General features: G+C 65.6%; 25 protein-coding genes and 3 tRNA genes. 21 read left to right on the top strand and 7 right to left on the bottom strand.

The genetic code is table 11. The features are described from left to right. Positions 1-19 precede the first annotated feature (19 nt). The 15 genes from C664_RS11065 (at position 20) to rpoS (ending at position 11,549) form a co-directional block, all read left to right on the top strand. A complete protein-coding gene (locus tag C664_RS11065) occupies positions 20-262 on the top strand; it encodes a GlsB/YeaQ/YmgE family stress response membrane protein (protein WP_004259516.1) in 243 nt (80 codons plus the stop codon). 69 nt (positions 263-331) lie between these two features. Further along, a tRNA-Val gene (locus C664_RS11070) sits at positions 332-408 on the top strand. Positions 409-591: 183 nt separating this feature from the next. Further along, complete coding sequence (gene thrS, locus C664_RS11075; RefSeq protein ID WP_004259519.1) at positions 592-2,508, top strand: threonine--tRNA ligase; 1,917 nt, start codon at positions 592-594, stop codon at positions 2,506-2,508. Positions 2,509-2,535: 27 nt separating this feature from the next. Then, positions 2,536-3,057, top strand: coding sequence for a translation initiation factor IF-3 (gene infC, locus C664_RS11080; protein WP_082794215.1), 522 nt, complete (start codon positions 2,536-2,538; stop codon positions 3,055-3,057). Between the two features lie 141 nt (positions 3,058-3,198). Then, the gene (gene rpmI / locus C664_RS11085) at positions 3,199-3,396 is read left to right on the top strand and encodes a 50S ribosomal protein L35 (RefSeq protein ID WP_002923845.1); all 198 of its coding nucleotides are present in this window, start codon (positions 3,199-3,201) and stop codon (positions 3,394-3,396) included. Between the two features lie 12 nt (positions 3,397-3,408). Then, on the top strand, positions 3,409-3,768 hold the full coding sequence (gene rplT / locus C664_RS11090) for a 50S ribosomal protein L20 (protein ID WP_004259529.1): 360 nt from the start codon (positions 3,409-3,411) through the stop codon (positions 3,766-3,768). Positions 3,769-3,880: 112 nt separating this feature from the next. Beyond that, on the top strand, positions 3,881-4,912 hold the full coding sequence (gene pheS / locus C664_RS11095) for a phenylalanine--tRNA ligase subunit alpha (protein WP_004259532.1): 1,032 nt from the start codon (positions 3,881-3,883) through the stop codon (positions 4,910-4,912). Between the two features lie 61 nt (positions 4,913-4,973). After that, the gene (gene pheT, locus C664_RS11100) at positions 4,974-7,364 is read left to right on the top strand and encodes a phenylalanine--tRNA ligase subunit beta (protein ID WP_004259535.1); all 2,391 of its coding nucleotides are present in this window, start codon (positions 4,974-4,976) and stop codon (positions 7,362-7,364) included. Between the two features lies 1 nt (position 7,365). After that, positions 7,366-7,674 (top strand): integration host factor subunit alpha, encoded by a 309-nt coding sequence (locus tag C664_RS11105; protein WP_082794216.1) that lies wholly within the window; start codon positions 7,366-7,368, stop codon positions 7,672-7,674. Beyond that, positions 7,655-8,035: a MerR family transcriptional regulator gene (locus tag C664_RS11110; protein ID WP_004259544.1), complete on the top strand. Its 381-nt coding sequence runs from the start codon at positions 7,655-7,657 to the stop codon at positions 8,033-8,035. The genes C664_RS11105 and C664_RS11110 overlap by 20 nt, the downstream gene beginning before the upstream one ends. Positions 8,036-8,112: 77 nt before the next feature. Then, a tRNA-Pro gene (locus C664_RS11115) sits at positions 8,113-8,189 on the top strand. A gap of 121 nt (positions 8,190-8,310) precedes the next feature. Next, positions 8,311-9,054 (top strand): 5'/3'-nucleotidase SurE, encoded by a 744-nt coding sequence (gene surE, locus C664_RS11120; RefSeq protein ID WP_004259550.1) that lies wholly within the window; start codon positions 8,311-8,313, stop codon positions 9,052-9,054. Between the two features lie 2 nt (positions 9,055-9,056). Beyond that, a complete protein-coding gene (locus C664_RS11125) occupies positions 9,057-9,704 on the top strand; it encodes a protein-L-isoaspartate(D-aspartate) O-methyltransferase (protein ID WP_004259552.1) in 648 nt (215 codons plus the stop codon). 14 nt (positions 9,705-9,718) lie between these two features. Beyond that, positions 9,719-10,603, top strand: a complete 885-nt coding sequence (locus tag C664_RS11130; RefSeq protein ID WP_004259556.1) for a peptidoglycan DD-metalloendopeptidase family protein — start codon at positions 9,719-9,721, stop codon at positions 10,601-10,603. 10 nt (positions 10,604-10,613) lie between these two features. Beyond that, the gene (gene rpoS / locus C664_RS11135; RefSeq protein ID WP_004259558.1) at positions 10,614-11,549 is read left to right on the top strand and encodes an RNA polymerase sigma factor RpoS; all 936 of its coding nucleotides are present in this window, start codon (positions 10,614-10,616) and stop codon (positions 11,547-11,549) included. Positions 11,550-11,561: 12 nt separating this feature from the next. On the opposite strand, the gene C664_RS11140 is transcribed toward rpoS, so the two are convergent. The 5 genes from C664_RS11140 to C664_RS11160 form a co-directional block, all read right to left on the bottom strand. Then, positions 11,562-12,326 carry a DUF2189 domain-containing protein gene (locus C664_RS11140; RefSeq protein WP_004259561.1) on the bottom strand — a complete coding sequence of 255 codons (765 nt, stop codon included), beginning with the start codon at positions 12,324-12,326 and terminating at the stop codon, positions 11,562-11,564. Positions 12,327-12,379: 53 nt separating this feature from the next. Next, positions 12,380-13,372, bottom strand: a complete 993-nt coding sequence (gene mltB / locus C664_RS11145; RefSeq protein ID WP_004259566.1) for a lytic murein transglycosylase B — start codon at positions 13,370-13,372, stop codon at positions 12,380-12,382. An 83-nt stretch (positions 13,373-13,455) separates the two neighbouring features. Next, the gene (locus C664_RS11150; RefSeq protein ID WP_004259570.1) at positions 13,456-15,450 is read right to left on the bottom strand and encodes a transglutaminase TgpA family protein; all 1,995 of its coding nucleotides are present in this window, start codon (positions 15,448-15,450) and stop codon (positions 13,456-13,458) included. Beyond that, a complete protein-coding gene (locus tag C664_RS11155) occupies positions 15,447-16,409 on the bottom strand; it encodes a DUF58 domain-containing protein (RefSeq protein ID WP_004259576.1) in 963 nt (320 codons plus the stop codon). The genes C664_RS11150 and C664_RS11155 overlap by 4 nt, the downstream gene beginning before the upstream one ends. Before the next feature lie 65 nt (positions 16,410-16,474). Then, positions 16,475-17,392: an AAA family ATPase gene (locus C664_RS11160; protein ID WP_004259580.1), complete on the bottom strand. Its 918-nt coding sequence runs from the start codon at positions 17,390-17,392 to the stop codon at positions 16,475-16,477. Positions 17,393-17,545: 153 nt separating this feature from the next. Between C664_RS11160 and C664_RS11165 the strand changes: the two genes are divergently transcribed. The 3 genes from C664_RS11165 (at position 17,546) to bamC (ending at position 20,633) form a co-directional block, all read left to right on the top strand. Continuing rightward, entirely contained in the window at positions 17,546-18,472 is a 927-nt protein-coding gene (locus C664_RS11165; RefSeq protein WP_004259585.1) for a histone deacetylase family protein, read from the top strand. A gap of 116 nt (positions 18,473-18,588) precedes the next feature. Next, entirely contained in the window at positions 18,589-19,467 is an 879-nt protein-coding gene (gene dapA / locus C664_RS11170; RefSeq protein ID WP_004259589.1) for a 4-hydroxy-tetrahydrodipicolinate synthase, read from the top strand. A gap of 26 nt (positions 19,468-19,493) precedes the next feature. Next, positions 19,494-20,633, top strand: a complete 1,140-nt coding sequence (gene bamC / locus C664_RS11175) for an outer membrane protein assembly factor BamC (protein ID WP_004259593.1) — start codon at positions 19,494-19,496, stop codon at positions 20,631-20,633. Between the two features lie 96 nt (positions 20,634-20,729). Here the strand turns inward: bamC and C664_RS11180 are convergent, their stop codons facing one another. Further along, positions 20,730-21,104 carry a hypothetical protein gene (locus tag C664_RS11180; protein ID WP_004259597.1) on the bottom strand — a complete coding sequence of 125 codons (375 nt, stop codon included), beginning with the start codon at positions 21,102-21,104 and terminating at the stop codon, positions 20,730-20,732. 155 nt (positions 21,105-21,259) lie between these two features. Continuing rightward, positions 21,260-22,411 (bottom strand): cupin domain-containing protein, encoded by a 1,152-nt coding sequence (locus tag C664_RS11185; RefSeq protein WP_004259600.1) that lies wholly within the window; start codon positions 22,409-22,411, stop codon positions 21,260-21,262. Between the two features lie 77 nt (positions 22,412-22,488). Here C664_RS11185 and rlmD point away from each other — a divergent pair, with 77 nt between their 5' ends. The 3 genes from rlmD to C664_RS11200 form a co-directional block, all read left to right on the top strand. Then, positions 22,489-23,790: a 23S rRNA (uracil(1939)-C(5))-methyltransferase RlmD gene (gene rlmD, locus C664_RS11190; RefSeq protein ID WP_004259619.1), complete on the top strand. Its 1,302-nt coding sequence runs from the start codon at positions 22,489-22,491 to the stop codon at positions 23,788-23,790. 52 nt (positions 23,791-23,842) lie between these two features. Beyond that, positions 23,843-23,932, top strand: a tRNA-Ser gene (locus C664_RS11195). A gap of 106 nt (positions 23,933-24,038) precedes the next feature. Then, positions 24,039-24,719: pseudouridine synthase (locus tag C664_RS11200; protein WP_004259623.1), on the top strand; the 681-nt coding region annotated here is incomplete at its 3' end.

A 24,719-nucleotide genomic window follows, 5' to 3' on the forward strand; every position in this document is an offset into this window, starting at 1 on the left:
AGGCAACAGGGAGAGGCTCATGGGTATCATCGCAACCATCTTCATCGGTCTTATCGTCGGGCTCGTCGCGCGCCTGCTGCATCCGGGCAAGGACGGGCTTGGCCTCATCATGACGGCCCTGCTGGGTATCGCGGGTTCCATGCTGGCCACCTATGGCGGACAGTTCCTCGGCATCTATCGGGCGGGTGAAGCAGCCGGCTTCATTGGTGCGGTGATTGGCGCCATCGTGATCCTGTTCGTCGTGACGCGGCTGAAGAAGTAGGTATTTCGAGCTGCACTGCAAAAAAACTTTGACAAGTTTTTGAGAGTGCCTATAATGCGGGTCTTCAGCAGGCGCGTAGCTCAGTTGGTTAGAGCACCACCTTGACATGGTGGGGGTCGTTGGTTCGAATCCAATCGCGCCTACCAAGATTCTGGAGTTGATCGACATGTTCCGAACTACCACCGAGGCCGGAAACTGAACAGGTCGGCTCCGCTTGTCTGCTAGAGAAAAAAGCGCGCCTAGACCGCGCTTTTTTTTCGTCCACGTTTTTCGAATCGCTTCCCGGTCGCTCAAAATGACGGGACCGCACCCAGACTGAGGCTCAGGTCATGCCAAATATCACCCTTCCTGACGGTTCCGTGCGCAGCTTTGATCATCCGGTGACGGTGGCCGAGGTTGCCGCATCGATCGGTGCCGGTCTTGCCAAGGCGGCACTCGCCGGCCGGGTTGGCGGAAAGCTTGTGGATCTCTCGCATCAGCTCGAGAGCGATGCCGATCTGGCGATCGTTACCGACAAGATGCCCGAGGGGCTGGAGATCATCCGCCACTCGACGGCCCATCTGCTGGCGCATGCGGTGAAGGAGCTGTTCCCCGATGCGCAGGTGACGATCGGACCGGTCATCGACAACGGCTTCTACTACGACTTTTCCTACAAGCGCCCGTTCACGCCCGAGGATCTGGCAGCGATCGAAGCGCGCATGGTCGAGATCGCCAAGCGCGAGATGCCGGTGCATCGGGAAGTGTGGTCGCGCGACAAGGCGGTCGAGTTCTTCAAGGGCATCGGCGAGCACTACAAGGCCGAGATCATCGCCTCGATCCCCGCTGGCGAGGATGTGTCGCTGTACCGCCAGGGCGATTTCATCGACCTGTGCCGCGGCCCGCACGTGCCGTCCACCGGCAAGCTCAAGGTCTTCAAGCTGATGAAGCTGGCTGGCGCTTACTGGCGCGGCGACTCCAAGAATGAGATGCTGCAGCGCGTGTACGGCACGGCTTGGGTCAAGAAGGATGATCTCGATGCCTACCTGCACATGATCGAGGAGGCGGAAAAACGCGACCACCGCAAGCTGGGTCGCCAGCTGGATCTCTTTCATCTGCAGGATGAGGCGCCGGGCATGGTGTTCTGGCACGCCAAGGGCTGGGCGCTGTGGCAGCAGATCGAGCAATACCTGCGCAAGGCGCTGGGCGAGCACGGCTACCAGGAAGTGAAGACGCCGCAGATCGTCGATCGCTCGCTGTGGGAGAAGTCCGGCCACTGGGGCATGTACTCCGACCTGATGTTCACCACGCAGTCCGAGAAGCGCGACTATGCGGTCAAGCCGATGAACTGCCCTTGTCACATCCAGATCTTCAACCAGGGTCTGAAGAGCTACCGCGACCTGCCGCTGCGCATGGCCGAGTTCGGCTCCTGCCACCGCAACGAGCCGTCCGGCTCGCTGCACGGCATCATGCGGGTGCGCAACTTCGTGCAGGACGATGCCCATATCTTCTGCGCCGAGAGCCAGGTTCAGGCGGAATCGGCCGGCTTCATCCGCCTGTTGCAGAAGGTGTATGCAGACTTCGGCTTCACCGACGTGCTGGTGAAGCTCTCGACGCGACCGGAGAAGCGCGTCGGAACGGACGAACAGTGGGATGCAGCCGAGGCGGCGCTTGCAGCAGCGCTCGATGCGCAGGGGCTGGCGTACGAGTTGCAGCCGGGCGAGGGCGCGTTCTACGGGCCCAAGATCGAGTTCTCGCTGAAGGACAGTCTCGGCCGGGTGTGGCAATGCGGCACCCTGCAGCTCGACTTCAACCTGCCGGTGCGTCTCGGCGCTGAGTATGTCGATGAGGACAACAGCAAGAAGGTGCCGGTGATGCTGCACCGCGCGGTGCTCGGCTCGCTCGAGCGCTTCATCGGCATCCTGATCGAGAACCATGCCGGCGCGATGCCGCTGTGGCTGGCGCCGGTGCAGGCCGTGGTGATGAACATCTCGGAAGGGCAGTCGGAATACGCGGCAGAGGCTGCAGCCAAGCTCAGGCAGGCGGGCTTCCGCGTCGAAGCGGATTTGCGCAACGAGAAGATTAACTATAAAATTCGAGAACATAGCGTACAGAAGCTGCCCTACCAGATCGTCATCGGCGACAAAGAAAAGGCGGCTGGCCTGGTGGCCGTGCGTGCCCGGGGTGGCCAGGATCTTGGTCAAATGTCCCTCGATTCGCTGATCGAACGCTGGCGTCGCGAAGTTGAAGCGAAAGCCGGGTCGGTCTGATTTTTGGTTTTCGTGGAGAGTTGAACCATCGCTCAAGATAAGAAGCAGCGCGTAAATAGGGAGATCAACGCGCCCGAGGTCCGGCTGGTTGGTGAAGAAGGCGAACAGCTCGGAATCGTGTCCCTGAATACGGCCCTCAACATGGCGGAAGACGCCGGGCTGGACTTGGTCGAAATCGCACCGATGGCTGCGCCGCCGGTTTGCAAGCTGATGGATTTCGGCAAGTTCAAGTATCAGGAACAGAAGAAGGCCCACGAAGCCCGACTCAAGCAGAAACAGGTGCAGGTGAAGGAGGTCAAGCTCCGTCCGGGCACCGACGAGAACGACTACCAGATCAAGCTGCGCAACCTCAAGCGCTTCCTGGAAGAAGGCGACAAGTGCAAGGTGACCTTGCGCTTCCGTGGCCGCGAAATGGCGCATCAGGAGTTTGGCTTGCGCCAGCTCGAGCGCGTCAAGGCCGACCTTGAGGAATTGGGTCAGGTCGAGCAGATGCCCAAGATGGAAGGGCGCCAGATGATCATGGTCATCGCGCCGAAGAAGAGCCGTTAAGGTTCAAGGAATTTGCCCCACAGGGGCAAAGCCGTGGGGTGGCAGATGCCGCCCGGCGGAAAACAAGTGGTGCCGGGTAATGAAATGCGTCGGGGCTTATCGGCGCTACCTGGTGTCATCCAAAAACATGGAGTCTCAGCAATGCCCAAGATGAAGACGAAGAGCGGCGCCAAGAAGCGCTTCAAGGTCCGCTCGAGTGGCGGGATCAAGCGGTCCCAGGCGTTCAAGCGCCACATCCTGACCAAGAAAACGACCAAGGCGAAGCGTCAGCTGCGCGGCATGACCGAAGTTCATGCTGCCGATGAAAAGCTGATCCGCGCCATGCTTCCGTACGCTTGATAGGAGACCGCAATGCCTCGCGTTAAACGTGGTGTAACCGCTCGCGCCCGTCACAAGAAAGTTCTCGTTCAGGCCAAGGGTTATCGCGGCCGTCGCAAAAACGTCTATCGCATCGCCAAGCAGGCGGTGATGAAGGCCGGCCAGTACGCCTATCGCGACCGTCGTCAGCGCAAGCGTCAGTTCCGTACCCTGTGGATTGCCCGTATCAACGCCGCCGCGCGTGAACTGGGCCTGACCTACAGCACCTTCATGAACGGCCTGAAGAAGGCTGCGATCGAGGTGGACCGCAAGGTTCTGGCCGACCTGGCAGTGTTCGACAAGCCCGCTTTTGCGGTGATCGCCGAGCAAGCCCGGGCCAAACTCGCTGCGTAATTCAACGCAGCCCGAAAAAAGGAGGCCTGGCCTCCTTTTTTTTCTTCTGAATTCGGCTGGACCCGCAGCACCCCAAAGCATCTCGCTTCATTGCAACCCGCAGGGCACGGACATGGAACACCTGGATCAACTGGTTCAACAGGCGATCGCCGATTTCGCCGCCGCGGCAGACGGCGCGCAGCTCGAGCAGGCCAAGGCGCGCTATCTCGGCAAGAGCGGTTCGCTGACGGAGCGCCTGAAGTCGCTCGGCAAGCTCGATCCCGAGACCCGGCGCGAGGCGGGGGCCTCGATCAATGCCGCCAAGACCGCCATCGAGGCCGAACTGGAGGCGCGCCGCACGGCATTGCGCGAAGCCGCGCTGCTGGCACAGCTCGCCGCCGAGGCGCTCGATGTGACGCTGCCCGGACGCGGCGCCGCTCCCGGTGGTCTGCACCCGGTGAGCCGCACGCTCGAGCGCATCGAGCAGCTGTTCGGATCGATCGGCTTCGTCGTCGCCGACGGCCCCGAGATCGAGACCGACTGGCACAACTTCACCGCGCTCAATACGCCCGAAAACCATCCGGCGCGTTCGATGCACGACACCTTCTACCTCGAAGGGCACGACGACGTCCTGTTGCGCACGCACACCAGTCCGGTGCAGATCCGTGCCATGCAGGCGCACGTCGAGCGCTACAAGGATGCCGACACCATGCCCGAGCTGCGCCTGATCGCGCCCGGCCGGGTGTTCCGGGTCGATTCGGACGCCACCCACTCGCCAATGTTCCATCAGGTCGAGGGCTTGTGGGTGGGCGAGAACGTCAGCTTCGCCGACCTCAAGGGCGTGGTGGCGGATTTCCTGCGCAAGTTCTTCGAGACCGACGACCTGCAGGTGCGCTTCCGTCCCTCCTTCTTCCCGTTCACCGAGCCGAGCGCCGAGATCGACGTCGCCTTCATGAGCGGTGCGCTCGAGGGGCGCTGGCTCGAGATCGCGGGTTGCGGCATGGTGCATCCCAACGTATTGCGGTTTGGCGGCATCGACCCCGAGCGCTACACCGGCTTCGCCTTCGGCATGGGGCCGGACCGCCTGACGATGTTGCGCTATGGCGTCAATGACCTGCGCCTGTTCTTCGAGGGCGACCTGCGCTTCCTGAGCCAGTTCCGCTGAGCTGCACCGGCCGGGCATCCGCGGGTGTCCGACCCATCGAATTCATCCGGGTAATCGAATCATGCAATTCTCTGAACAGTGGCTGCGGACCTTCGTCGATCCGCAACTCGATAGCGACGCACTCGGCCACCTGCTGACGATGGCCGGCCTCGAGGTGGAAGAGGCCGACCCGGCAGCGCCGGCGTTCTCCGGCGTGGTCGTGGCGCAGATCGTCGAAGCCGAGAAGCATCCCAACGCCGACAAGCTCAAGCTGTGCAAGGTCGACGCAGGGCGCGGCGAACTGCTGCAGATCGTGTGTGGCGCGCCGAACGCAGCCGCCGGCATGAAGGTGCCGTGCGCGACGGTCGGTGCCGTGTTGCCGGGCGACTTCGCCATCAAGGCGGCAAAGCTGCGCGGTGTCGAGTCCTTCGGGATGCTGTGCTCGGCGCGCGAGTTGGGCCTGTCCGAGGACCATGGCGGTCTTTATGCGCTGCCCGAGGATGCGCCGATCGGCACCGACATTCGCGAGTACCTCGGGCTCGACGACACGCTGTTCACCATCAAGCTGACGCCTAACCGGGCAGACTGCCTGAGCCTCGAAGGCGTCGCACGCGAAGTGGCGGCCGTCACGGGCGCCGCCTTTCGCCCGACGGAGGTGAGTCCGGTTGCGCCGACCATCGATGCGCGGCGCGCGATCGTGCTCGACGCACCGCAGGCTTGCCCGCGCTATTGCGGGCGCATCCTGCGTGGCGTGGACGCCAAGGCGCCTACGCCCGACTGGATGGTGCGCCGCCTCGCGCGCAGCGGCATCCGCTCGATCAGTGCCCTGGTCGACGTGACCAACTACGTCATGCTCGAACTCGGTCAGCCGCTGCATGCGTTCGACAATGCCCGGCTGCAGGGCGCCATCCACGTCCGCTTCCCTGCCGAGGGCGAGCAGGTGTTGCTGCTCAACGAGCAGACCGTTGCGCCGGCGGCCGATACGCTGCTGATTGCAGATGAACAGCGTGCGCTCGCGCTTGCCGGCATCATGGGAGGAGAGGAGAGTGGCGTCACGCTCGAAACGACCGAGATCTTCCTCGAGAGTGCCTTCTTTGCGCCCGATGCGATTGCCGGACGCGCGCGCAGCTACGGCTTTTCGTCCGATGCGTCGCACCGCTTCGAACGCGGCGTCGATTTTGACCTGGCGCGACGGGCTCTGGAGCGTGCCACCCGGCTCGTCCTCGATATCTGTGGGGGCGAGGCCGGCCCGGTCGAGGAGGCCGTGGCGCTCGAGGCATTGCCCCCGCGCGAACCAGTGCGCCTGCGCACCGCGCGCGCGCGCAAAGTGCTCGGCATCACGCTTGATGACGCGGCGATCCGGTCCCTGCTCGAGCGCGTGCATCTGAAGGTCGAGCGCGACGGCGAGGATTTCGTCGTTACGCCGCCGTCCTGGCGCTTCGATATCGAGATCGAGGTCGATCTGGTCGAGGAGCTCGCACGCCTGCATGGCTACGACAACATTCCGGCGGTGGCGCCGCAGGGCAGCCTGATGATGGCGCCGAGTTCGGAGCATCGCCGTCCGGTGTGGGATGTGCGTCACCTGCTGGCTGGGCGCGGCTATCAGGAAGTGGTCAACTTCGCCTTCGTCGAGGAGGCCTGGGAGCGCGACTTCTGCGCCAACGAGGATCCGATCCGACTGGCGAACCCGATTGCGAGCCAGCTCAGCGTCATGCGCTCGAGCCTGATTGCGGGTCTGGTCGGCAATTTGTCGACGAACCGCAAGCGCCAGATCGATCGTGTGCGCGTGTTCGAGGTGGCGCGTGTGTTCCAGCGCAAGGCCGACGGCGAGCCGGTCGCGGGCTTCCATCAAAGCATGCGGGTCGCCGGCCTGGCTGCTGGAACGGCGCTGCCGGAGCAGTGGGGCGAGCGCGGTCGCGCGGTCGACTTCTTCGATGTGAAGGCGGATGTCGAGGCGCTGTTCGCGCCACGCCAGCTCAGCTTCGAAACCTTGTCGCATCCGGCCCTGCATCCGGGCCGCGCGGCGAACGTGCTGCTTGACGGGCACTCGGTGGGGGTTGTCGGTGAGTTGCACCCGGTCTGGGTGCAGCGCTACGACCTGGGCAGCGCGCCGGTCGTGTTCGAACTGGAACTGGATGCCGCACTGCAGGCACGCATGCCCGCCTACCGCGAGATCTCGCGCATGCCGGCGGTATTCCGTGACCTTGCGCTTGTCGTTGGCGTCGATGTCACCGTTGCGCGCGTGATCGATGCCCTGCGTCAGGTGGCGCCTGAGGTGGTCAAGGACATTGCCTTGTTCGACGTCTATCACGGCAAGGGCATCGACCCCGACAAGAAGAGCCTTGCCTTCAGGGTATTGATGCAAGATACTCAGCGCACGCTCGAAGATGCCGAGGTCGATGCCGCAGTGGCAGTCCTGGTGCAGCAGGCCGAGACGGCGCTGGGGGCACGTCTGCGTGGTGCGGGGGATTGACGTGACCACATTGACCAAGGCGGAACTGGCCGACCTGCTGTTCGAGCAGGTCGGGCTCAACAAGCGCGAGGCCAAGGACATGGTCGAAGGCTTCTTCGAGGAAATCCGGACTGCACTCGAGCGCGGCGACAGTGTAAAGCTGTCGGGCTTCGGCAACTTCCAGTTGCGTGACAAGCCCCAGCGCCCCGGGCGCAACCCGAAGACCGGCGAGGAGATTCCGATCACTGCACGGCGTGTGGTGACTTTCCACGCCAGCCAGAAACTCAAGGCCGCGGTGGAGCAACTCAGCGATGCAAGCAAGCAACCCTGATATCGGCACGGGACCCCTGCCGCCGATTCCGGCAAAGCGCTATTTCACGATCGGTGAGGTCAGCGAGCTGTGTGCCGTCAAGCCGCATGTCCTGCGCTATTGGGAGCAGGAGTTTACCCAGCTCAAGCCGGTCAAGCGGCGCGGCAACCGGCGCTATTACCAGCACCACGAGGTGCTGCTGATCCGGCGCATCCGGGAGCTGCTGTACCAGGAGGGCTTCACCATATCCGGTGCACGCAACCGGCTGGGCGAAAGCGCCATTCAGGAGCAGGAAAGCCAGGTCGAGGTCGAGCGCCAACGTGTCGTGATTGCGGAGCTTCGCGATGAGCTGCGTGCGCTGCTGCAGGAGTTGCGTGCCTGAATGGCCATCAGGGTTTTCAGGTTTCACACAGAAAGGCTGGTAAATCCAAAAACCGCTGCTATAATGACGGCTTGTGTCGGGGCGTAGCGCAGCCTGGTAGCGCACTTGCATGGGGTGCAAGGGGTCGCGAGTTCGAATCCCGCCGCCCCGACCAATCAAACAAACCGGCCCAGGCCGGTTTTTTGTTTTCCAGGCCCCGCAGGCGGGTGTCCGGAGCGCTGTGCTAACATTTCGCGTCTCCCGGCGGCTGCCGCGGCTCTTCCCATGGGTCTCAAATGCGCATTCTGGTCAGTAACGACGACGGTTATTTCGCCCCCGGAATTGCAGCGCTCGCCGAAGCACTCGGTACGCTCGGCGACGTCACGGTCGTGGCCCCGGAGCGCGATCGCAGCGGTGCGAGCAACTCGCTGACGCTCGATCGACCGCTTTCGCTGCGTCGGACGGCGAACGGCTTCTACTACGTGAATGGCACGCCGACCGACTGCGTCCACCTTGCGGTGACCGGCATGCTCGATCATCTGCCCGACATGGTCGTGTCCGGGGTGAATCACGGCGCCAACATGGGTGACGACACCGTCTATTCGGGCACGGTTGCGGCGGCGACCGAAGGCTTCCTGCTCGGCGTGCCGTCCATCGCGGTGTCGCTCGTCAGCAAGTCGGCAACCGATTTCACGGCAGCCGCGCGAGTCGCGCGCGACTTGGCCGAGCGATTCATGCGCGAGCCTTTCCCGCAGCCCGTGTTGTTGAACGTCAACGTGCCGGATGTCGCCTACGACCGCCTGCAAGGAATCAAGGTGACGCGGCTTGGCAAGCGGCACAAGGCCGAACCCGTGGTGCGCAGCGTGACGCCGCGCAACGAGACCGTGTATTGGGTCGGTGCGGCTGGTGGGGCGGCAGATGCGGGCGAGGGCACGGACTTCCATGCGGTGGCCAATGGCTACGTGTCGGTCACGCCCCTGCAACTCGACCTGACCCACACCGGACTGATCTCTCCGGTCTTCGACTGGCTGAAGCGGTGAACATGCGCAGTACCGATGCCGGGCAGGCGATGCGCGCCAGGGCACGCATGGTCGAGCGCCTGCGCACCCAGGGAATTCGCGACGAGCGCGTGCTTGCCGCAATGCAGGGGGTGCCCCGGCACCTGTTCGTCGAGGAAGGGCTGGCTTACAGCGCCTATGACGACACGCCCTTGCCGATCGGCTTCCAGCAGACCATCTCGCAGCCCTTCGTGGTCGCGCGCATGATCGAACTGCTGCGCGCGGGACGGGAATTGGGGCGTACGCTCGAAGTGGGCGCGGGCTGCGGATACCAGGCGGCCGTGCTCAGTCAGCTTGCGACGGAGGTCTATGCGGTGGAGAGGATCCGCCCCCTGCTGGATCGTGCGCGAGCGAACCTTAGACCGCTGCGCCTGCCGAACGTCAGGTTGAAACTTGCGGACGGTAGTCTGGGTCTTCCAGAGGCAGCACCATTTGACAGTATCATCGTCGCCGCGGCGGCGATCGGACTCCCGCCCGCGCTGAAGGCTCAACTTGCTCCGGGCGGCAGGTTGATCGTGCCGGTCGGCGGGGCGGACCAGCGACTGCTGCTGGTCGAACGACAAGGCAATGTTTTCCGGGAAAGCTGGTGCGAGACCGTACGTTTCGTTCCGCTTCTCGCAGGTACTGAATGAGATACCCAATTCGGATGCAGACTCGTATCTTCTCGATCCCGGCGGCGCTGGTGATTACCCTTCTTGCTGGTTGCGCGTCCACGGTTTCCGCGCCGGTGCGTGACGGCAGCGGCGTGCCGCCTGCAGCCTCCGCCGTGCCGGCGGAGCAGCCTGGCGTCCATACGGTGCGCCCGGGCGAGACCTTGCTCGGCATCGCGCGACAGTATGGCGTGACGCTGCCCGACCTGGTGGGATGGAACAACATTTCCGACCCGAACCAGATCACGGTGGGACAGGCCTTGCGCGTTGCGCCGCCGGGCGTCGATGGCACAGCCGTTGCGACGGCAATCCCCATCGGGGACGGGGCCGTGGCGACGCCGATTCCTGCGCCAGGCGCTGAGGCGCCTGCGGCAGCGCCGCTGAAGCAGGGGCCTGTCGGTGGCCGTCAGCCGTATTCGGATGAGGCTTGGTCGAAGGCGTCGCCGAGCGCGGCGCCACAGCCCACGGCACCGCCGGCTGCGGTCGCAACGCCTGATGTGCCCAAGGCGACCGGTTCGGGCGAATGGCAGTGGCCTGCCGGGGGACGTCTGATCGCGGGATACAATGAGGCGTCGAACAAGGGGGTCGATATTGCCGGCAACGTGGGAGATCCGGTACTGGCAGCTGCGGCTGGCAAGGTGGTTTATGCTGGCAGCGGACTGCGGGGTTACGGCAAGCTGGTTGTCATCAAGCACAACCAGGAGTACAACTCGGTCTACGCGCACAACGACAAACTTCTGGTAAAAGAAGACGATCAGGTGACCCAGGGGCAGAAGATCGCCGAACTGGGCAGTTCGGAAGCCGACCGCCCGAAGCTGCACTTCGAGATCCGCAAACAGGGCAAGGCAGTCGATCCGATGAAGTACCTGCCAGCACGCTGAAGGGGGACGCATGGAAGAGCCGGTGAGCCTTGATGAACTGGAAAGTCATGAGCCGGATCTTCCCCCCGAAGTGGAGGTGTTCGCGTCGGTGCCGGTGCCGGCCGTCGAGAACGACTTCTTCAGTGACGTCACGCAGCTCTATCTCAACGAGATCGGGGCCAATCCGCTCCTGACTGCAGATGAGGAACTCCGGCTGTCGAGGCTCGTCCGCGAGGGTGATTTCGCCGCCCGACAGACGATGATCGAGCGCAACCTTCGCCTCGTCGTCAACATCGCCAAGCATTACCTGAATCGCGGTATCCCCCTGCTCGACCTCGTCGAGGAGGGCAATCTCGGCCTCATGCATGCACTGGAGAAGTTCGATCCCGAACGCGGATTCCGCTTCTCGACCTATGCGACCTGGTGGATACGCCAGAACATCGAACGCGCGATCATGAACCAGTCGCGCACGATCCGCCTGCCGGTGCATGTGGTGAAGGAGCTCAATCAGGTGCTGCGCGCTCAGCGCAACATCGAAGCGGCTTCGAACGGCGAGTCCTCGCTGGAAGCCATCGCGCAGCGGCTGGACAAGACGGTCGACGAAGTTCGCGACATCCTGATGTTGAGCGAGCACACGGCCTCGCTCGATGCGCCGCTCGACATCGACCCAAGCCTGTCGATCGGGGAGTCGTTGGCCGATGATCGCGCGGAGACGCCCGAACTGCAGATTCATTCCTCCGAAGTCGAAGGGCTGGTGCGTGAATGGATCAAGATGCTCAATGACAAGCAGCGCCTCGTGATCCGGCACCGCTACGGCATCGATGAGTGCGAACTGCTGACGCTCGAGGAACTGGCCTTGCGGCTCGAGCTTACCCGTGAGCGTGTGCGGCAGATTCAGCTGGAGGCGCTGGGGCAGCTGCGCCGCATCCTGAAGCGCAACGGCATACCGCGCGACGCGCTGCTCTGAGTCCCGGTCCGCTCAGTGGGGCGGGAAGACGCGGAAGTAGAGCGCTCGACTGGCGTAGGCCATCACTGGCAGGGAGACCACCATCAGCGGCAGCAGTACCGCGCTGAGGATGATCACGAACGCCAGCAGGCAGGCCCATGCCATGACGACCGGAAAGCGTCCGAAAACCGCCCGTACGCTGGCGACGACACCCGACACCAGGTCGGCGCGACCGTCGTAGATGAGCGGAATCGAGAATGCCGACACGGTGAAGATGATGAAGGCCAGCACCGCGCCCATCAGCGAACTGTAGAACAGGAAGCGCTGGACCGACTCCTCGGCCTGCAGCAGGCGGGCGAAGGCGGTCGGCTCGCGGCCGATCATGAACCCGTAGAGCGTTCCGGCATCGGTGATCCAGATCAGGAACAGCAGGGCACAGACGAAAGAAACCACCCATCCGCCGCGCGGCAGCTTCCGGAACCCTTGGCCGATGTCCGCGATCGCTGGTTTCTGCCCATCCCGCACCCGGTCGGACACGGCGAAGAAACCGGCGAGCAGCGCCGGGCCGACCAGCATGAAGCCGGCGGAGAAGGACAGGCTGATCGGCGCGATCGCCAAGGTCTCGACAAGGGCGAAGAGGATGGCGCCGAGCGCGACGAAAACGCTGGCAAAGCCCATGCTGAGCAGCGGCGCCGCGGCGAACTGGCGCCACCCCGAGGCGAGCGCGTGGCCGATGTCGGCGAGCGAAAGTACGGCAGGCTGGAGGCGAGAAGCGGCGGGTGGGCTCGAGTCGATCATCGTTGCGGTGTCCGGATGGGGTTGCGATGAGTGCGCCGTGCCCTGCCGCAGCTTCAATCGGTGGTCGCGCTCTGCGCTGCCGGGGTTCGGAGGCTGGCGACCAGACGGCGCTGGCGCAGCGTTTCGGCCAGCTCGAAGACCGACATTGCGTAGAAGCTGCTGCGGTTGTAGCGGGTGATGACATAGAAGTTGCGGTAGCCGAGCCAGTACTCGGTCTCGGCGCCCGGCGTCTCGAGGTCGACCAAGGTGGCTCGTTGCGCAGCCGGGGTTCCGCCCAGCGTCGTGACGCCGGCAGATGCCAGTGGCTCGGGGTCGAGCGAGGGCTCGATGCCTGCGGCGACGAGGCCGGCCGCATCCGAGGCGGGCGACACCCGTGCGCGTTCGGCAACCGGCGCCTCCGGTTGCCAGCCGTGGACATGGAGGTAGTTCGCGACGCTGCCGATCGCGTCGATCGCATCGCTCTCGAAATCGATCTGGCCGTTGCCGTCGAAGTCCACCGCATAGGCGCGGATGCTGCTGGGCAGGAACTGAGGGAAGCCGACCGCGCCGGCAAAGGAGCCGCTGTAGCTTGCGGGGTCGCGCCCCTGTTCGCGCGCAAGCAGGAACAGCGATTCGAGTTCGCGGCGGAACAGGTCGGCACGCGGCGGATAGTCGAACGCGAGCGTGGCCAGCGCGGACAGCGTCTCGAAGTTGCCGGTGTGGCGCCCATAGACCGTTTCGACGCCGATGATCGCGACGATGACTTCGGCGGGTACGCCGAACTGGCGCTCCGCGCGCTCGAGGTCGACCGCGTGCTCCTGCCAGAAGGCCAGGCCACCTTCGATGCGGGTACGGTCGAGGAAGCGCGCACGGTAGTTCTGCCACGAGCGCGCGCCCTTGCGGCTGGGCGGTGTGATCAGCCGGATCACCGCAGGCTCGCGCGTGGCGCGTGCCAGTGCGCTCTGCAGTTCCGCCGGATCGAAGCCGTGACGTGACGCGACATCCTGGATGAAGGCTTGCGTGTCTTCGCGCTCGGCGAAGGAGGCCGCAGCCGGAGGCACGTGCATCAGTACGGCAAGGCCGGCCCCGGCGAATAGGTGCCGCCAGCGGAGTGGCGGGACGGAGAGGCGGGAGAGGTGTCGAAACGGGTTCATGGCAATCTGATGGCGTTGATTCGGGTGCGCAGTGCGCGCATGTCGTCGGCGCTGCATTTCGGCCCATAGCGCAGCCGGGCATAATCCTCGCAGACGGCACGGATGGCCTCACGCGTTGCGGATGGCATCGAGGTTTCCGAGGCGATGCGCGTGCCGAACTGATGCGGCCCTTCCCAAGCTTGGCGGGCAATGCCGTGCCGGGCGAGAGCGGTGCAAAAACGCATCCACACGCGTTCGAGCGGATCGGCTGGCCGGCGCTTGCGGGTGGTCCACCACAGGAGCAGCCCGAAGAGCAGGGCGCCAGTGCCGGCAATCGCACCGCCGAGCATCCACGATGACCCCTGGTCGAGTCCGAGGCGTGCGAGGAGTTCCTTCTGTCTCTGCGGATTGTAGCCAAGAACGCGCTGGTTCCATGCGTTCGATACGGCCTCCCAGCGCAGGCGAAGGCCGCGCAGCCATTCCATCCGCGGATGCATCATGATCGGCAGGGCTTCGCCTTCGGGCAGGGCGGCAGCAAGACCGTCGTCGATGCGGCGGGGCGCGGACAGCGCCGTGGGGTCGACACGCACCCAGCCGCGCCCTTCAAGCCAGACCTCGCTCCAGGCGTGGGCATGGGACTGGCGCACGACCAGGTTGCCATCGATCGGATTGATCTCACCGCCCTGGTAGCCGGTCACGACCCGTGCGGGTACGCCCGCGGCCCGCATCAGCACGGTGAAAGCGCCGGCAAAGTGTTCGCAGAAGCCACGACGGGTGTCGAACAGGAACTCGTCGACGCTGTCGCTGCCGAGCAGGGGCGGGCGCAGCGTGTAGATCAGCTCGGACTGGCGGAGATGGGTGATGACGCGCCGAAGGATCGCCTCATGCGATTCCGCGCCGGCGGCGAGTTCGTCCGCGAGTGCCAGCGTGCGGGGATTGAACGCGGCCGGCAGGCGGCGTGCGGCGGCAAGCACCGCGTCGCTTTCGGTCAGGCCGATGAGGCTCTCGGGGTGGGATGCGAGTTCCACGCGGATGCGCGACTGCACGGGCTGGCGCGCGAGAAGCTGGAAGTCGCTGGTGAACAGTCGCGCATCCGCCCCCGCCGCCGGGACGTCGAGCGCGAGCAGCCAGCGGCGGTTGTGCGGCTCCAGCGTCAGCGTGTAGTTCAGGCGCGGACCGTCGACCGTGTAGAACGGGGCAGCACCCTCGGCAAATGCGCGTGGTCGCCAGGTCCGGCCGTCGAAGTCGGTCAGCACCGGCCCGCGCCAGTAGCGCTGGTCCGGGCGTGGCGGCGGGCCGTCGAAGTCGGCGCGGAACACGATCTCGCTGGATTCGCCCAGCGCGCTGATCGAACCCGGGCTCATCGTGTCCGACAATCCGGTGCGGCCGCTGAAGGCGTCGGCCGGAAGACCCCACAACGGACCGTCGACGCGCGGGAACAGCATGAACAGCAGCACCATGAACGGCGCACCCTGAGCCACGAGCAGGGTTCCGGTGCGCAACTGTTCGCGAGCGCGCCCGTTTGCGTCGGACAGCGACGCCATCGCAGCGAGGCCGCTCAGCGTGGCGGCCAGGGCGAGCCCGGCGACCGGGATCGACTGGTCCTCGAAGAACAGCGACAGTTGCAGGAAGAAGCACAGCAACACCGCTGCGAGTGCGTCGCGGGTCACGCGTACCTCGAGCAGCTTCAGTCCGAGCAGCAGCGCCAGCAGTGCGACGCCCGGGTCCTTGCCGAAGAAGTGGTCGAACTCGGCGCGTACGCCGATCGCAGCCGCGATCGCCAGAGCGAGCAGCACCAGGCGCGGTGGCGGTGCGCTCCCGCGCCACAGCAGCAGGCTGCGCCAGCCGAGCAGTGCGAAGCCGAACCCCATGATCCAGGCCGGCAGCCAGCTCACGTGCGGTGCGAGACTCAGTGCCGCGGCGGCCAGCAGCCAGGCGCACTGCTGGCGCGTCAGGGTCGTCACCGAGGGTGTCGCCCGGCGCTGGCGGACCGGCCATGACAAGCCTCTCATCGGGCGTTCTCCGGTTGCCCGGCCCCATGCAGTGCGAGTTCGCGCAGGCAGCGATGCAGGTGCTCGTGGCCGTGCCCCGCGGCACACGCCACCCTTGGCAGACGCAGTGCATATCGCCGTCCCGACCGCTCGGCGGCCAGCAGCCAGGCCGTCAGGCGTGACAGGCGCGCTTCGGTATCGAGATGTGCGGGCAGCTGTGCCCAGTCGAGACTCAGGTCACCGCCGGCTTCACCCGAGAACTGCTTCGTCAGCAGGGGACCGCCGCGCGCGAGGACCTTCCAGGCGACGTGGCGTGGGGAGTCTGCGCGCTGGTGCGCACGCAGGCCTGCAAAGTCATCGTCGCCGGGACGGCTGGCGGCTCGCCCACGGCCCTCCGCCTCGCCTTCCGGTGGCAAGGGTGGTGGTGCGCCCTCGGGGGCCGGATAGACGACACAGGGCATGTCCGGCACGAACACTGTCCAGGCGCGGATGAGGCCGAGTGGCCAGCATGTCTCCAGCACCATCCTCCCCGGTTGTGTCAGCCCGCGGCGGTGGGTCGGGGCGAGCACGGGCACTTCGCGCGTTTCCCCCGGCGCGAGTTCGAACGCGGTGCGCTGCTTGCCGAGACGCAGACACAAGGCCGGGCGCCGCGTCGCACGCGCGTTTTCAACCACGAGCAGGAAGCTCGCCGTCTCGCCGCAGAACACCGGCTCGCAGCGACCTGGCCGCAAGCGCAGGCCGAGCAGGTTGCGATAGGCGTGGAGGATGCTTGCGATTCCCGCTCCGGACAGCAGGAACACCAGGCCGTAGCCGAGGCTGAGGCCATAGTTGATCGAGGCCAGCAGCATCACGACCAGCGCCACCGCGAAGACGAGGCCCGCGCGCGACGGGAGCACGTAGATGCGGCGCTGGACGAGCTCGATCGGGCCGCGCTCGGGAGCGCCCAGGCGGAACAGCCAGCGGTCCAGCTGCCCGCGCATTCCGGATCGGGGCGCGTCGAACGGGGCCGTCGAAGCGGACGTGGCCATCGGGAAGCCCGCCGCCTTCAACGTACCGGAACCGATTGCATCAGGCTGGCCAGCGTCGCGGCCGGCACGGGGCGGCCGTCGCCCGCAAGGTGCAGCCTGTGGGCGGCGACGTGCGGGAACAGGGTCTGCACATCCTCCGGGATCACGTGGTCGCGTCCATCGATAAGGGCCCAGGCCCGGGCGGCCGAGAGCAGGCCCAGCCCGGCGCGCGGGCTGAGTCCGGTTTCGATCTCGGGGTGGTGCCGGGTCGCGCTGAGCAATGCCTGCACGTAATCGATCAGGGGGTCGGCGACGTGAAGACGCTGGGCGGTGCGCTGCATGTCGAGCAGATCGGCGGGGGTGATGACCGGCGGACGGGCCTCGAGCAGTTCGCGTCGGTCCGCGCCCATCAGCAGGGCGCGTTCGGCGAGCGCGTCGGGGTAGCCGAGCCGGATGCGCAGCAGGAAACGGTCGAGCTGGCTCTCGGGGAGCGGGAAGGTGCCGATCTGGTTCGCCGGGTTCTGGGTGGCGATCACAAAGAACGGGTCGTGCAGCGGAAACGTGCGCCCGTCTGCGGTGACCTGCCGCTCTTCCATCGCCTCGAGCAGGGCGCTCTGGGTTTTCGGCGTTGCGCGGTTGATCTCGTCGGCGAGGATGAGCTGCGAGAAGACCGGTCCCGGATGGAAGCGGAACGCGCTGGTCTCGCGGTCGAAGACCGACACGCCGACGATGTCGGCTGGCAGGAGGTCGCTGGTGAACTGGATGCGCTGGAACTGCAGCCCCGTCAGCCGCGCAAGCGTGTGGGCAAGGGTCGTCTTGCCCACGCCGGGCACGTCCTCGATCAGCAGATGGCCGCGCGCGACGAGGCAGGCGACCGCAAGGCGCAGCTCGCGTTCCTTGCCCAGAATGAGCTGGCTGGCGGCCTCGAGCAGGCGGATTGCGTGGTGATTTGGCATCGTCGGGCGTACTGTGAAATTGAGCGGGAAGCGGTGATAATAGGTGACAAAGACGCTGTCGCCGCGTGGGTTTGGTGCCCTGTGGCAAAGAAAACGTCTGCTCCCGATAGAGGGGTGGTCGCTTCGAATGTTCCATACAGGAGAGGGAGGAGTATGACGACTACGGCATTCATTACGCATCGCGAGTGCTGGCTGCATGACATGGGGTCGATGCACCCCGAATGCCCTGATCGTCTCGCCGCGATCAATGACCGCCTGATCGCCGCCGGGCTCGACATGTACATCTCCTTCTACGATGCACCTGTCGCGACGCGCGAACAGATCACCCGCGTCCATCCGGATTCGTATTTCGACGAACTGCTCAGCAGCGTGCCCGAGCACGGCATCCGCCACCTCGATCCCGACACGGCGATGAGTCCCGGCACCATGAAAGCGGCCCTGCGGTCGGCCGGTGCGGGCGTGATGGCAACGGACCTGGTGATGTCGGGCGAGATCGAGAACGCGTTCTGCGCGGTGCGTCCGCCTGGTCATCATGCCGAGACGGCGAAGGCGATGGGTTTTTGCTTCATGAACAACGTCGCCATCGCGGCGCGCCACGCTGTCGACGTGCATGGACTCGAGCGCGTCGCCATCGTGGACTTCGACGTCCACCATGGAAATGGCACTGAGGACATCTTCCGCAACGACCCGCGCGTGACGATGGTCGGCATCTTCCAGCACCCGTTCTACCCTTACAGCGGTGCCGACAATCCGCCTGCCCACATGTGCAACGTGCCCCTGCCCGCGGGAACGCGCGGCGAGGGCTTCCGCCAGGTGTTCGGCGACGTCGTGGTGCCGGCGCTACGCAGCCACAACCCGCAGATGATCTTCATCTCGGCCGGTTTCGACGCCCATTACGAAGACGACATGGGTTCGCTCGGGCTGCTCGAGGCGGACTACGTGTGGGCCACGAACCAGATCAAGGCGGTTGCGGCTGACTGTGGTCACAAGCGCATCGTTTCGGTACTCGAGGGCGGGTATTCGCTGTCCTCGCTCGCCCGTTCGGTGGTTGCGCACATCAAGGCGCTGGCCGACCTCTGACCTTGTCGCATCCGGATACAGCCTCATGGCCGGCGTGCGCGCGTGAAATTGCGTGCCGCGCTAGCCGTGCGGTGGCGATCGGTTAGAATCCGATTTTTATTGTCCTGCCCAACGCCATGATTACCGGATCGCTTGTCGCAATCGTCACGCCAATGCTCGACGACGGGAGTCTCGACTTTCCCCGTCTGCGCAATCTCATCGACTGGCACATCGCCGAGGGCACCGATGGCATCGTCATCGTCGGCACCACGGGCGAGTCGCCAACGGTCGATGTCGATGAGCACTGCGAACTCATTCGCGCCACGGTCGAGCATGCTGCGGGTCGTGTGCCCGTGATCGCGGGCACGGGTGCCAACTCGACGGCCGAGGCTGTCGAGCTCGCACGCTTCGCGAAGCAGGCCGGCGCAGCGGCGCACCTGTCGGTCGTGCCGTACTACAACCGTCCGACCCAGGAAGGGCTGTACCGGCACTACCGCACCATCGCCGAGTCGGTCGAACTGCCGCTGATCCTCTACAACGTGCCGGGCCGCACCGTCGCCGACCTGTCCAACGACACCGTGCTGCGCCTGGCCGACGTGCCGAACATCGTCGGCCTCAAGGACGCCACCGGCAACCTGGATCGCGCATGCGACCTGATCGAGCGTGCGCCCGCGGGCTTTGTGCTGTACAGCGGCGACGACATGTCATCGGCCGCGTTCCTGATGCTGGGCGGCCATGGCGTGATCTCGGTGACGGCCAACGTCGCGCCGCGTGCGATGCGCGAGCTGTGCGCCGCAGCCGCCGCAGGCGACATGCGCAGGCTGCGCGAGACCAACGCCGCACTGACAGGCCTGCACCGCGATCTCTTCTGCGAAGCCAACCCCATCCCGGTCAAGTGGGCCGTGGCCCGCATGGGCCTCATCGGCGACGGCATCCGCCTGCCGCTGACGCAACTCTCCGATTCCTGCCACGAGCGTGTGCTGAAGGCCATGCGCAAGGCCGGCATCAAGGTCTGATCCGAATCTCTGATTGCAGGAACTTCATGAATCGCTCCATGCGCACTTCCGTTTCCCTTATCGCACTGTCGGTGATGCTCGCCGGTTGCTCGAGCTCGCTGCTCGAATCCAAGCGCATCGACTACAAGAGCGCGCGCCAGATGCAGCAGCCGCTCGAGATTCCGCCCGACCTGACGGCGCCCACGCGCGACGACCGCTTTGCAGTGCCCGACGTCTCGCCGCGCGGCGTGGCGACCTATTCGGCGTACTCGGCCGATCGTGCCGCCCAGCCTGCGGCGTCCAGCGGCCCGGACGTTCTGGCAACGCCGGACAAGATGCGCATCGAACGCGCTGGCACCCAGCGGTGGCTGGTCGTTGGCGGAACGCCCGAGGAACTCTGGCCGCAGATCAAGGACTTCTGGCTTGAACTGGGCTTCATCCTCAACATCGAGAGCCCCGAAATCGGCGTCATGGAAACCGACTGGGCCGAGGATCGCGCAAAGATCCCGCAGGACTTTGTTCGCGCGACGCTCGGCAAGGTGCTCGACGGCCTGTTCTCGACGCCCGAGCGTGACAAGTTCCGTACTCGCCTCGAGCAGGGCAAGGACGCCGGCACGGTCGAGATCTACATCAGCCACCGCGGCATGATGGAGATCTACCCCACCGAAGCCAAGGATTCCACGATCTGGCAGCCGCGTCCGGCCGATCCTGAACTCGAAGCCGAAATGCTGCGTCGCCTGATGGTCCGCCTGGGAGCCGAGGAAGCGCGTGCCGAAGCGGCGCTGACGCAGGCGCCCACCGAGGAGCGTGCGCGCATTGCCGCCGGCAGCGATGGTCTGGTGAGCCTGAACATGGAAGAGCCGTTCGATCGCGCCTGGCGCCGCGTCGGCTTGGCGCTCGACCGGATCGGTTTCACGGTCGAGGACCGCGACCGCGCACAGGGCCTGTACTACGTGCGCTACGTCGATCCGGACGCCGACAACAAGAGCCCCAAGAAGGGCTTCCTGTCGGGCCTCGCCTTCTGGCGCAGCGATGACAAGCCTGCACTCGGTGGCAGCGAATACCGCCTGCGCGTGCAGGGGCAGGGCGACAGTTCGCGCGTAACCGTGATGACCCGGGAGGGCGGTGCGGACAACTCCGAGACGGCCAAGCGCATGCTGGGCCTGCTGCAGAACGAATTGCGCTGAAACAACTTGCCTCGTGTGCCGCCCCAAGGGCGGCACCCTTGAGCGAACAAAAAAAAGCCGGCTTGGAGCCGGCTTTCTTGTGCCTGATACGCCGTCTTACTTTTTCGACTCTTCCTTGGCAGCGCCAACGGCGGCGTCGGCGGCAGCCTTGGCTGCATCGACTGCGTCCGCTGCACCCTCCTTGACGGCCTCGGCGCCTTCCTTGGCGGCTTCGACCACGGCAGCAGTGGTGTCCTTGGCGGCCTCGACGGCTTCCGCCGCACCTTCCTTGGTGGCCTCGACTGCGGCAGCGGTGCCTTCCTTGGCGGCTTCAGCGCCTTCCTTCGCAGCTTCGACGGCCTGCTGTGCAGCTTCCTTGGCCTGCTCCTGCACGGTCGGTGCGGGCGCGGCGGTCGGCGCGGGTTGTTCCTGCTTGCCGCAGGCGGACACGGCGATGGCAACGAGGGCGGCGACGAGAAGGGAGTGTTTCATGTGTTTATTCCTTATTCGAGATGACATGCCGCGATGCGTCGAGCGATCGTCGGCAGGGGACTGCAATGCGACCTTGAAGCCATCAAAGTCTAGCAGCAGGCCGTCGCACTTCCAGGTGGATGGTGCGCTGCAAAATGTTAGCGTTTCTTTCCGGGTCAGGCGGCAGCAGGGGCGCCGAAGCCGTTCTCGTACCAGTCGTAGAGCAGCGCGGTGAGTCCGGCGGGCGCGTCAGCGAAGGCGTCGGCCGGCAGGGCGCGGCGATGCGCGAGGGTGGCGAGGGCGTCGCGGAGCGCGGCATCGATCTCGAGGGGCTCCCCGTTCAGGTGGAAGCCTGCAGCGGAGAACAGCAGCAGGCTGCGCGGGTCGAGTGCGAAGCCGCGGGCGCGCAGGGCCGTGTCGAAGCGCTTGCGGCTGAGCGGCTCTTCAGGGGGATCGAAGAAGACGTGCGACTTCGGTTCCGTGAGATAGGCGCCGACGAAGGCCTCGACGTCCGTGCGGCTCCAGCGGATACCGGCGAGCATGCGCTCGATCTGGTCGACCATTCGGCTGCTGATCTCGGCCGAGTTTTGCTGCAATGCAAGATCGGGGTCGGCATACAGCCCTTCGAGACAGATCCTTTCCTGCAGCCAGCCGAGGAACTCGGAGCCGATCTCCTGGGCGGTGGGCGAGCGAAAACCGATGGAGTAGGTGGTGCACTCGCCGATCGCAACGCCGTTGTGCGCCCAGTGCGGCGGCAGGTAGAGCATGTCGCCCGGCTCCAGCACCCAGTCCTCTGCCGGCTGGAAGTTCTTCAGGATGCGCAGCGGCGCGCCTTCGACCAGGCTGCGGTCGGCCTGGTCGGAGATCTGCCAGCGACGCTTGCCCATGCCCTGCAACAGGAAGACGTCGTAATTGTCGAAGTGGGGGCCGACGCCGCCGCCGTCGACCGCGTAACTCACCATCAGGTCGTCGAGCCGTGCCTGCGGAATGAAGTCGAAGCGGTGCAGCAGGCGGTCGCCATCGGGCACCCACAGGTTCAAGCCCTGCACCAGCACGGTCCAGGGTTGTTTCTTGCCGCGCAGGCGACCGCGGCTCTGCGGGCCGTGCTCCAGCGTCCAGTCACCCTCCAGTCCGTCGGCGGGCAGGCGGATGTAGCGCGACTCGACGTCGGGATCGCAGGCGAGGTCGAACAGTTCGTCCTTGCTGAGGACGCCGGTGAAGCCGGGTACGGCCTGACGGATCAGCAGGGGTTTCTTTTGCCAGTATTCGGCAAGGAACTCGCGCGCCGACAGGCCGCCGAGCAGGGTTTCGAGCGTGGGCAGATTCATGGTGCGGATTATAGGCGCTGGCGCGGGCGGCTTAGCGAACGCGGTAGAATCGCGCGACTTTTTCCACCGGGATTTCCATGTCCGTAGCAGTCATCGAATCGCTGGACCACGAAGGTCGCGGCATCAGCCACGTCGACGGCAAGGCCGTTTTCATCGAGGGGGCACTGCCCGGCGAGAGGGTGGAATACACGGTGTTGCGCGATCGTCCGCGCTACGCACAGGCCGAGGTCGCGCGCGTGCTCAAGGCGAGCGCACAGCGTGTGGCGCCACGCTGCCCGCATTTCGGCACCTGCGGCGGCTGTTCGATGCAGCATCTCGATCCGGTGGCGCAGGCGGCCGCCAAGCAGCGCATCCTGGAAGATGCGCTGTGGCACATCGGCAAGGTCGAGCCGCAGGTCATCTACCCGGCCATCCACGGGCCGTCCTGGGGGTATCGCTATCGCGCGCGCCTGAGCGTGCGCGTGGTGCCGAGCAAGGGCGGGGTGCTGATCGGCTTCCATCAGAAGCGTTCCAGCTACATCGCCGACATGCAGGTGTGTCCGGTCTTGCCGCCGCAGATCTCGACCATGGTGCCGGAACTCCATGCGCTGATCGCCGGTTTGTCGATTGCCGACCGCGTGCCGCAGATCGAGATCGCGGTGAGCGACACGGCGACGGCCTTCGTCTTCCGCCACCTGCTGCCCTTCAGCGGCAAGGATCGGCAGATGCTCGCGGCCTTCGCCGAGCGTCATGACATCCAGGCCTGGGCCCAGCCCGGCGGCCCGGAGACGGCCGCGCTGCTCCATCCTGCGGAGGGTCCCGGGCTGGCGTACACGCTGCCGGAGTTCGACGTCGCGATGGACTTCCGCCCGACCGACTTCACGCAGGTCAACGTCCACATCAACCGCCTGTTGATCCGCCGCGCGATGCAACTCCTCGATCCGCAACCCGGTGAGCGCATCGCCGACCTGTTCTGCGGACTCGGCAACTTCAGCCTGCCGATCGCACGGCGAGGGGCGACCATGGTCGGCGTCGAAGGCAGCGAGGCCCTGGTCGCGCGCGCCTTGGCGAACGCCGACAGCAACGGGCTCGCCGGTCGCTGCGAGTTCCATGCCGCCAACCTGTTCGAAACGACAGAGGACAGCCTCGCCGCGCTCGGCCCGCTGGACAAACTGCTCATCGACCCGCCGCGCGAGGGTGCGATCGCCGTGGTGAAGGCGATCAGCGCGCAGCAGCAGCCTCCGCGCATCGTCTATGTGTCGTGCAATCCGGCCACGCTCGCGCGCGACGCTGCCGTGCTGGTGCACGAGAAGGGCTATGTGCTGCGCGGCGCGGGCATCGCCAACATGTTCCCGCAGACCTCTCATGTCGAGTCGGTGGCCCTATTCGAACGGGGCTGAGATTGCAGCGGGGCGATGCGCGCCGAGTCGATGCTATAATCCGCGCCCTTACGGAGGCGTGGCAGAGCGGTTGAATGCAACGGTCTTGAAAACCGTCAGGGGTTAACGCCCCTCGTGAGTTCGAATCTCACCGCCTCCGCCAGATATTTCCGGGAAGCCCTGATCGCTCAGGGCTTTTCTCATTCCGGATGCCGATCCTGGGCCTGCCGGTCCGCGCTTGCGATGCCGCAGGACTATCATCCCGCTCCATGTCCCGTCTCATCCTCCTCAACAAGCCCTTCGGCGTGCTGTGCCAGTTCACCGACGAGGCCGGCCGCGCTACGCTCAAGGACCATGTGCCTGTGCCCGGCGTGTATGCCGCGGGCCGACTCGATACCGACAGCGAGGGCCTGCTGCTGCTTACCGATGACGGGGCCTTGCAGCACCACATCGCCGATCCGCGTCACAAGCAACCGAAGACGTATCTGGTGCAGGTCGAGGGCGAGCCGGACGAGGGGGCGCTGGCGCAGTTGCGGGCCGGGCTGGATCTGGGTGACTTCCACACTCAGCCTTGCGCGGCTCGACGCGTCGATGCGCCCGACTGGCTGTGGCCGCGCGATCCGCCGGTGCGCTTTCGCAAGACGGTGCCGACCGCGTGGCTGGAGATCGTGCTGCGCGAGGGCAAGAACCGGCAGGTGCGACGCATGACCGCGAAGATCGGCTTCCCGACCCTGCGGCTCGTGCGCGTGGCGATCGGCCCCTGGAAGCTGGACGGCCTGCAGCCGGGTGAGTGGCGCGAGGTCGTGCCGCCGGCCGTGCCTGCGCCTCGGGGCACGCGCGCGGGGCCCTTGCCGCGTGCCGCAGGTCCGGCGTCGGCTCGCCAGCCGGGACCGCGGGGGCCGGCGTCCTCATCGGCTCCCCCCCGCGCCCGCGGGGGGGGGGGAGGGGGC

Source organism: Thauera sp. 63 (assembly GCF_000310165.2).
Taxonomy (GTDB): domain Bacteria; phylum Pseudomonadota; class Gammaproteobacteria; order Burkholderiales; family Rhodocyclaceae; genus Thauera; species Thauera humireducens.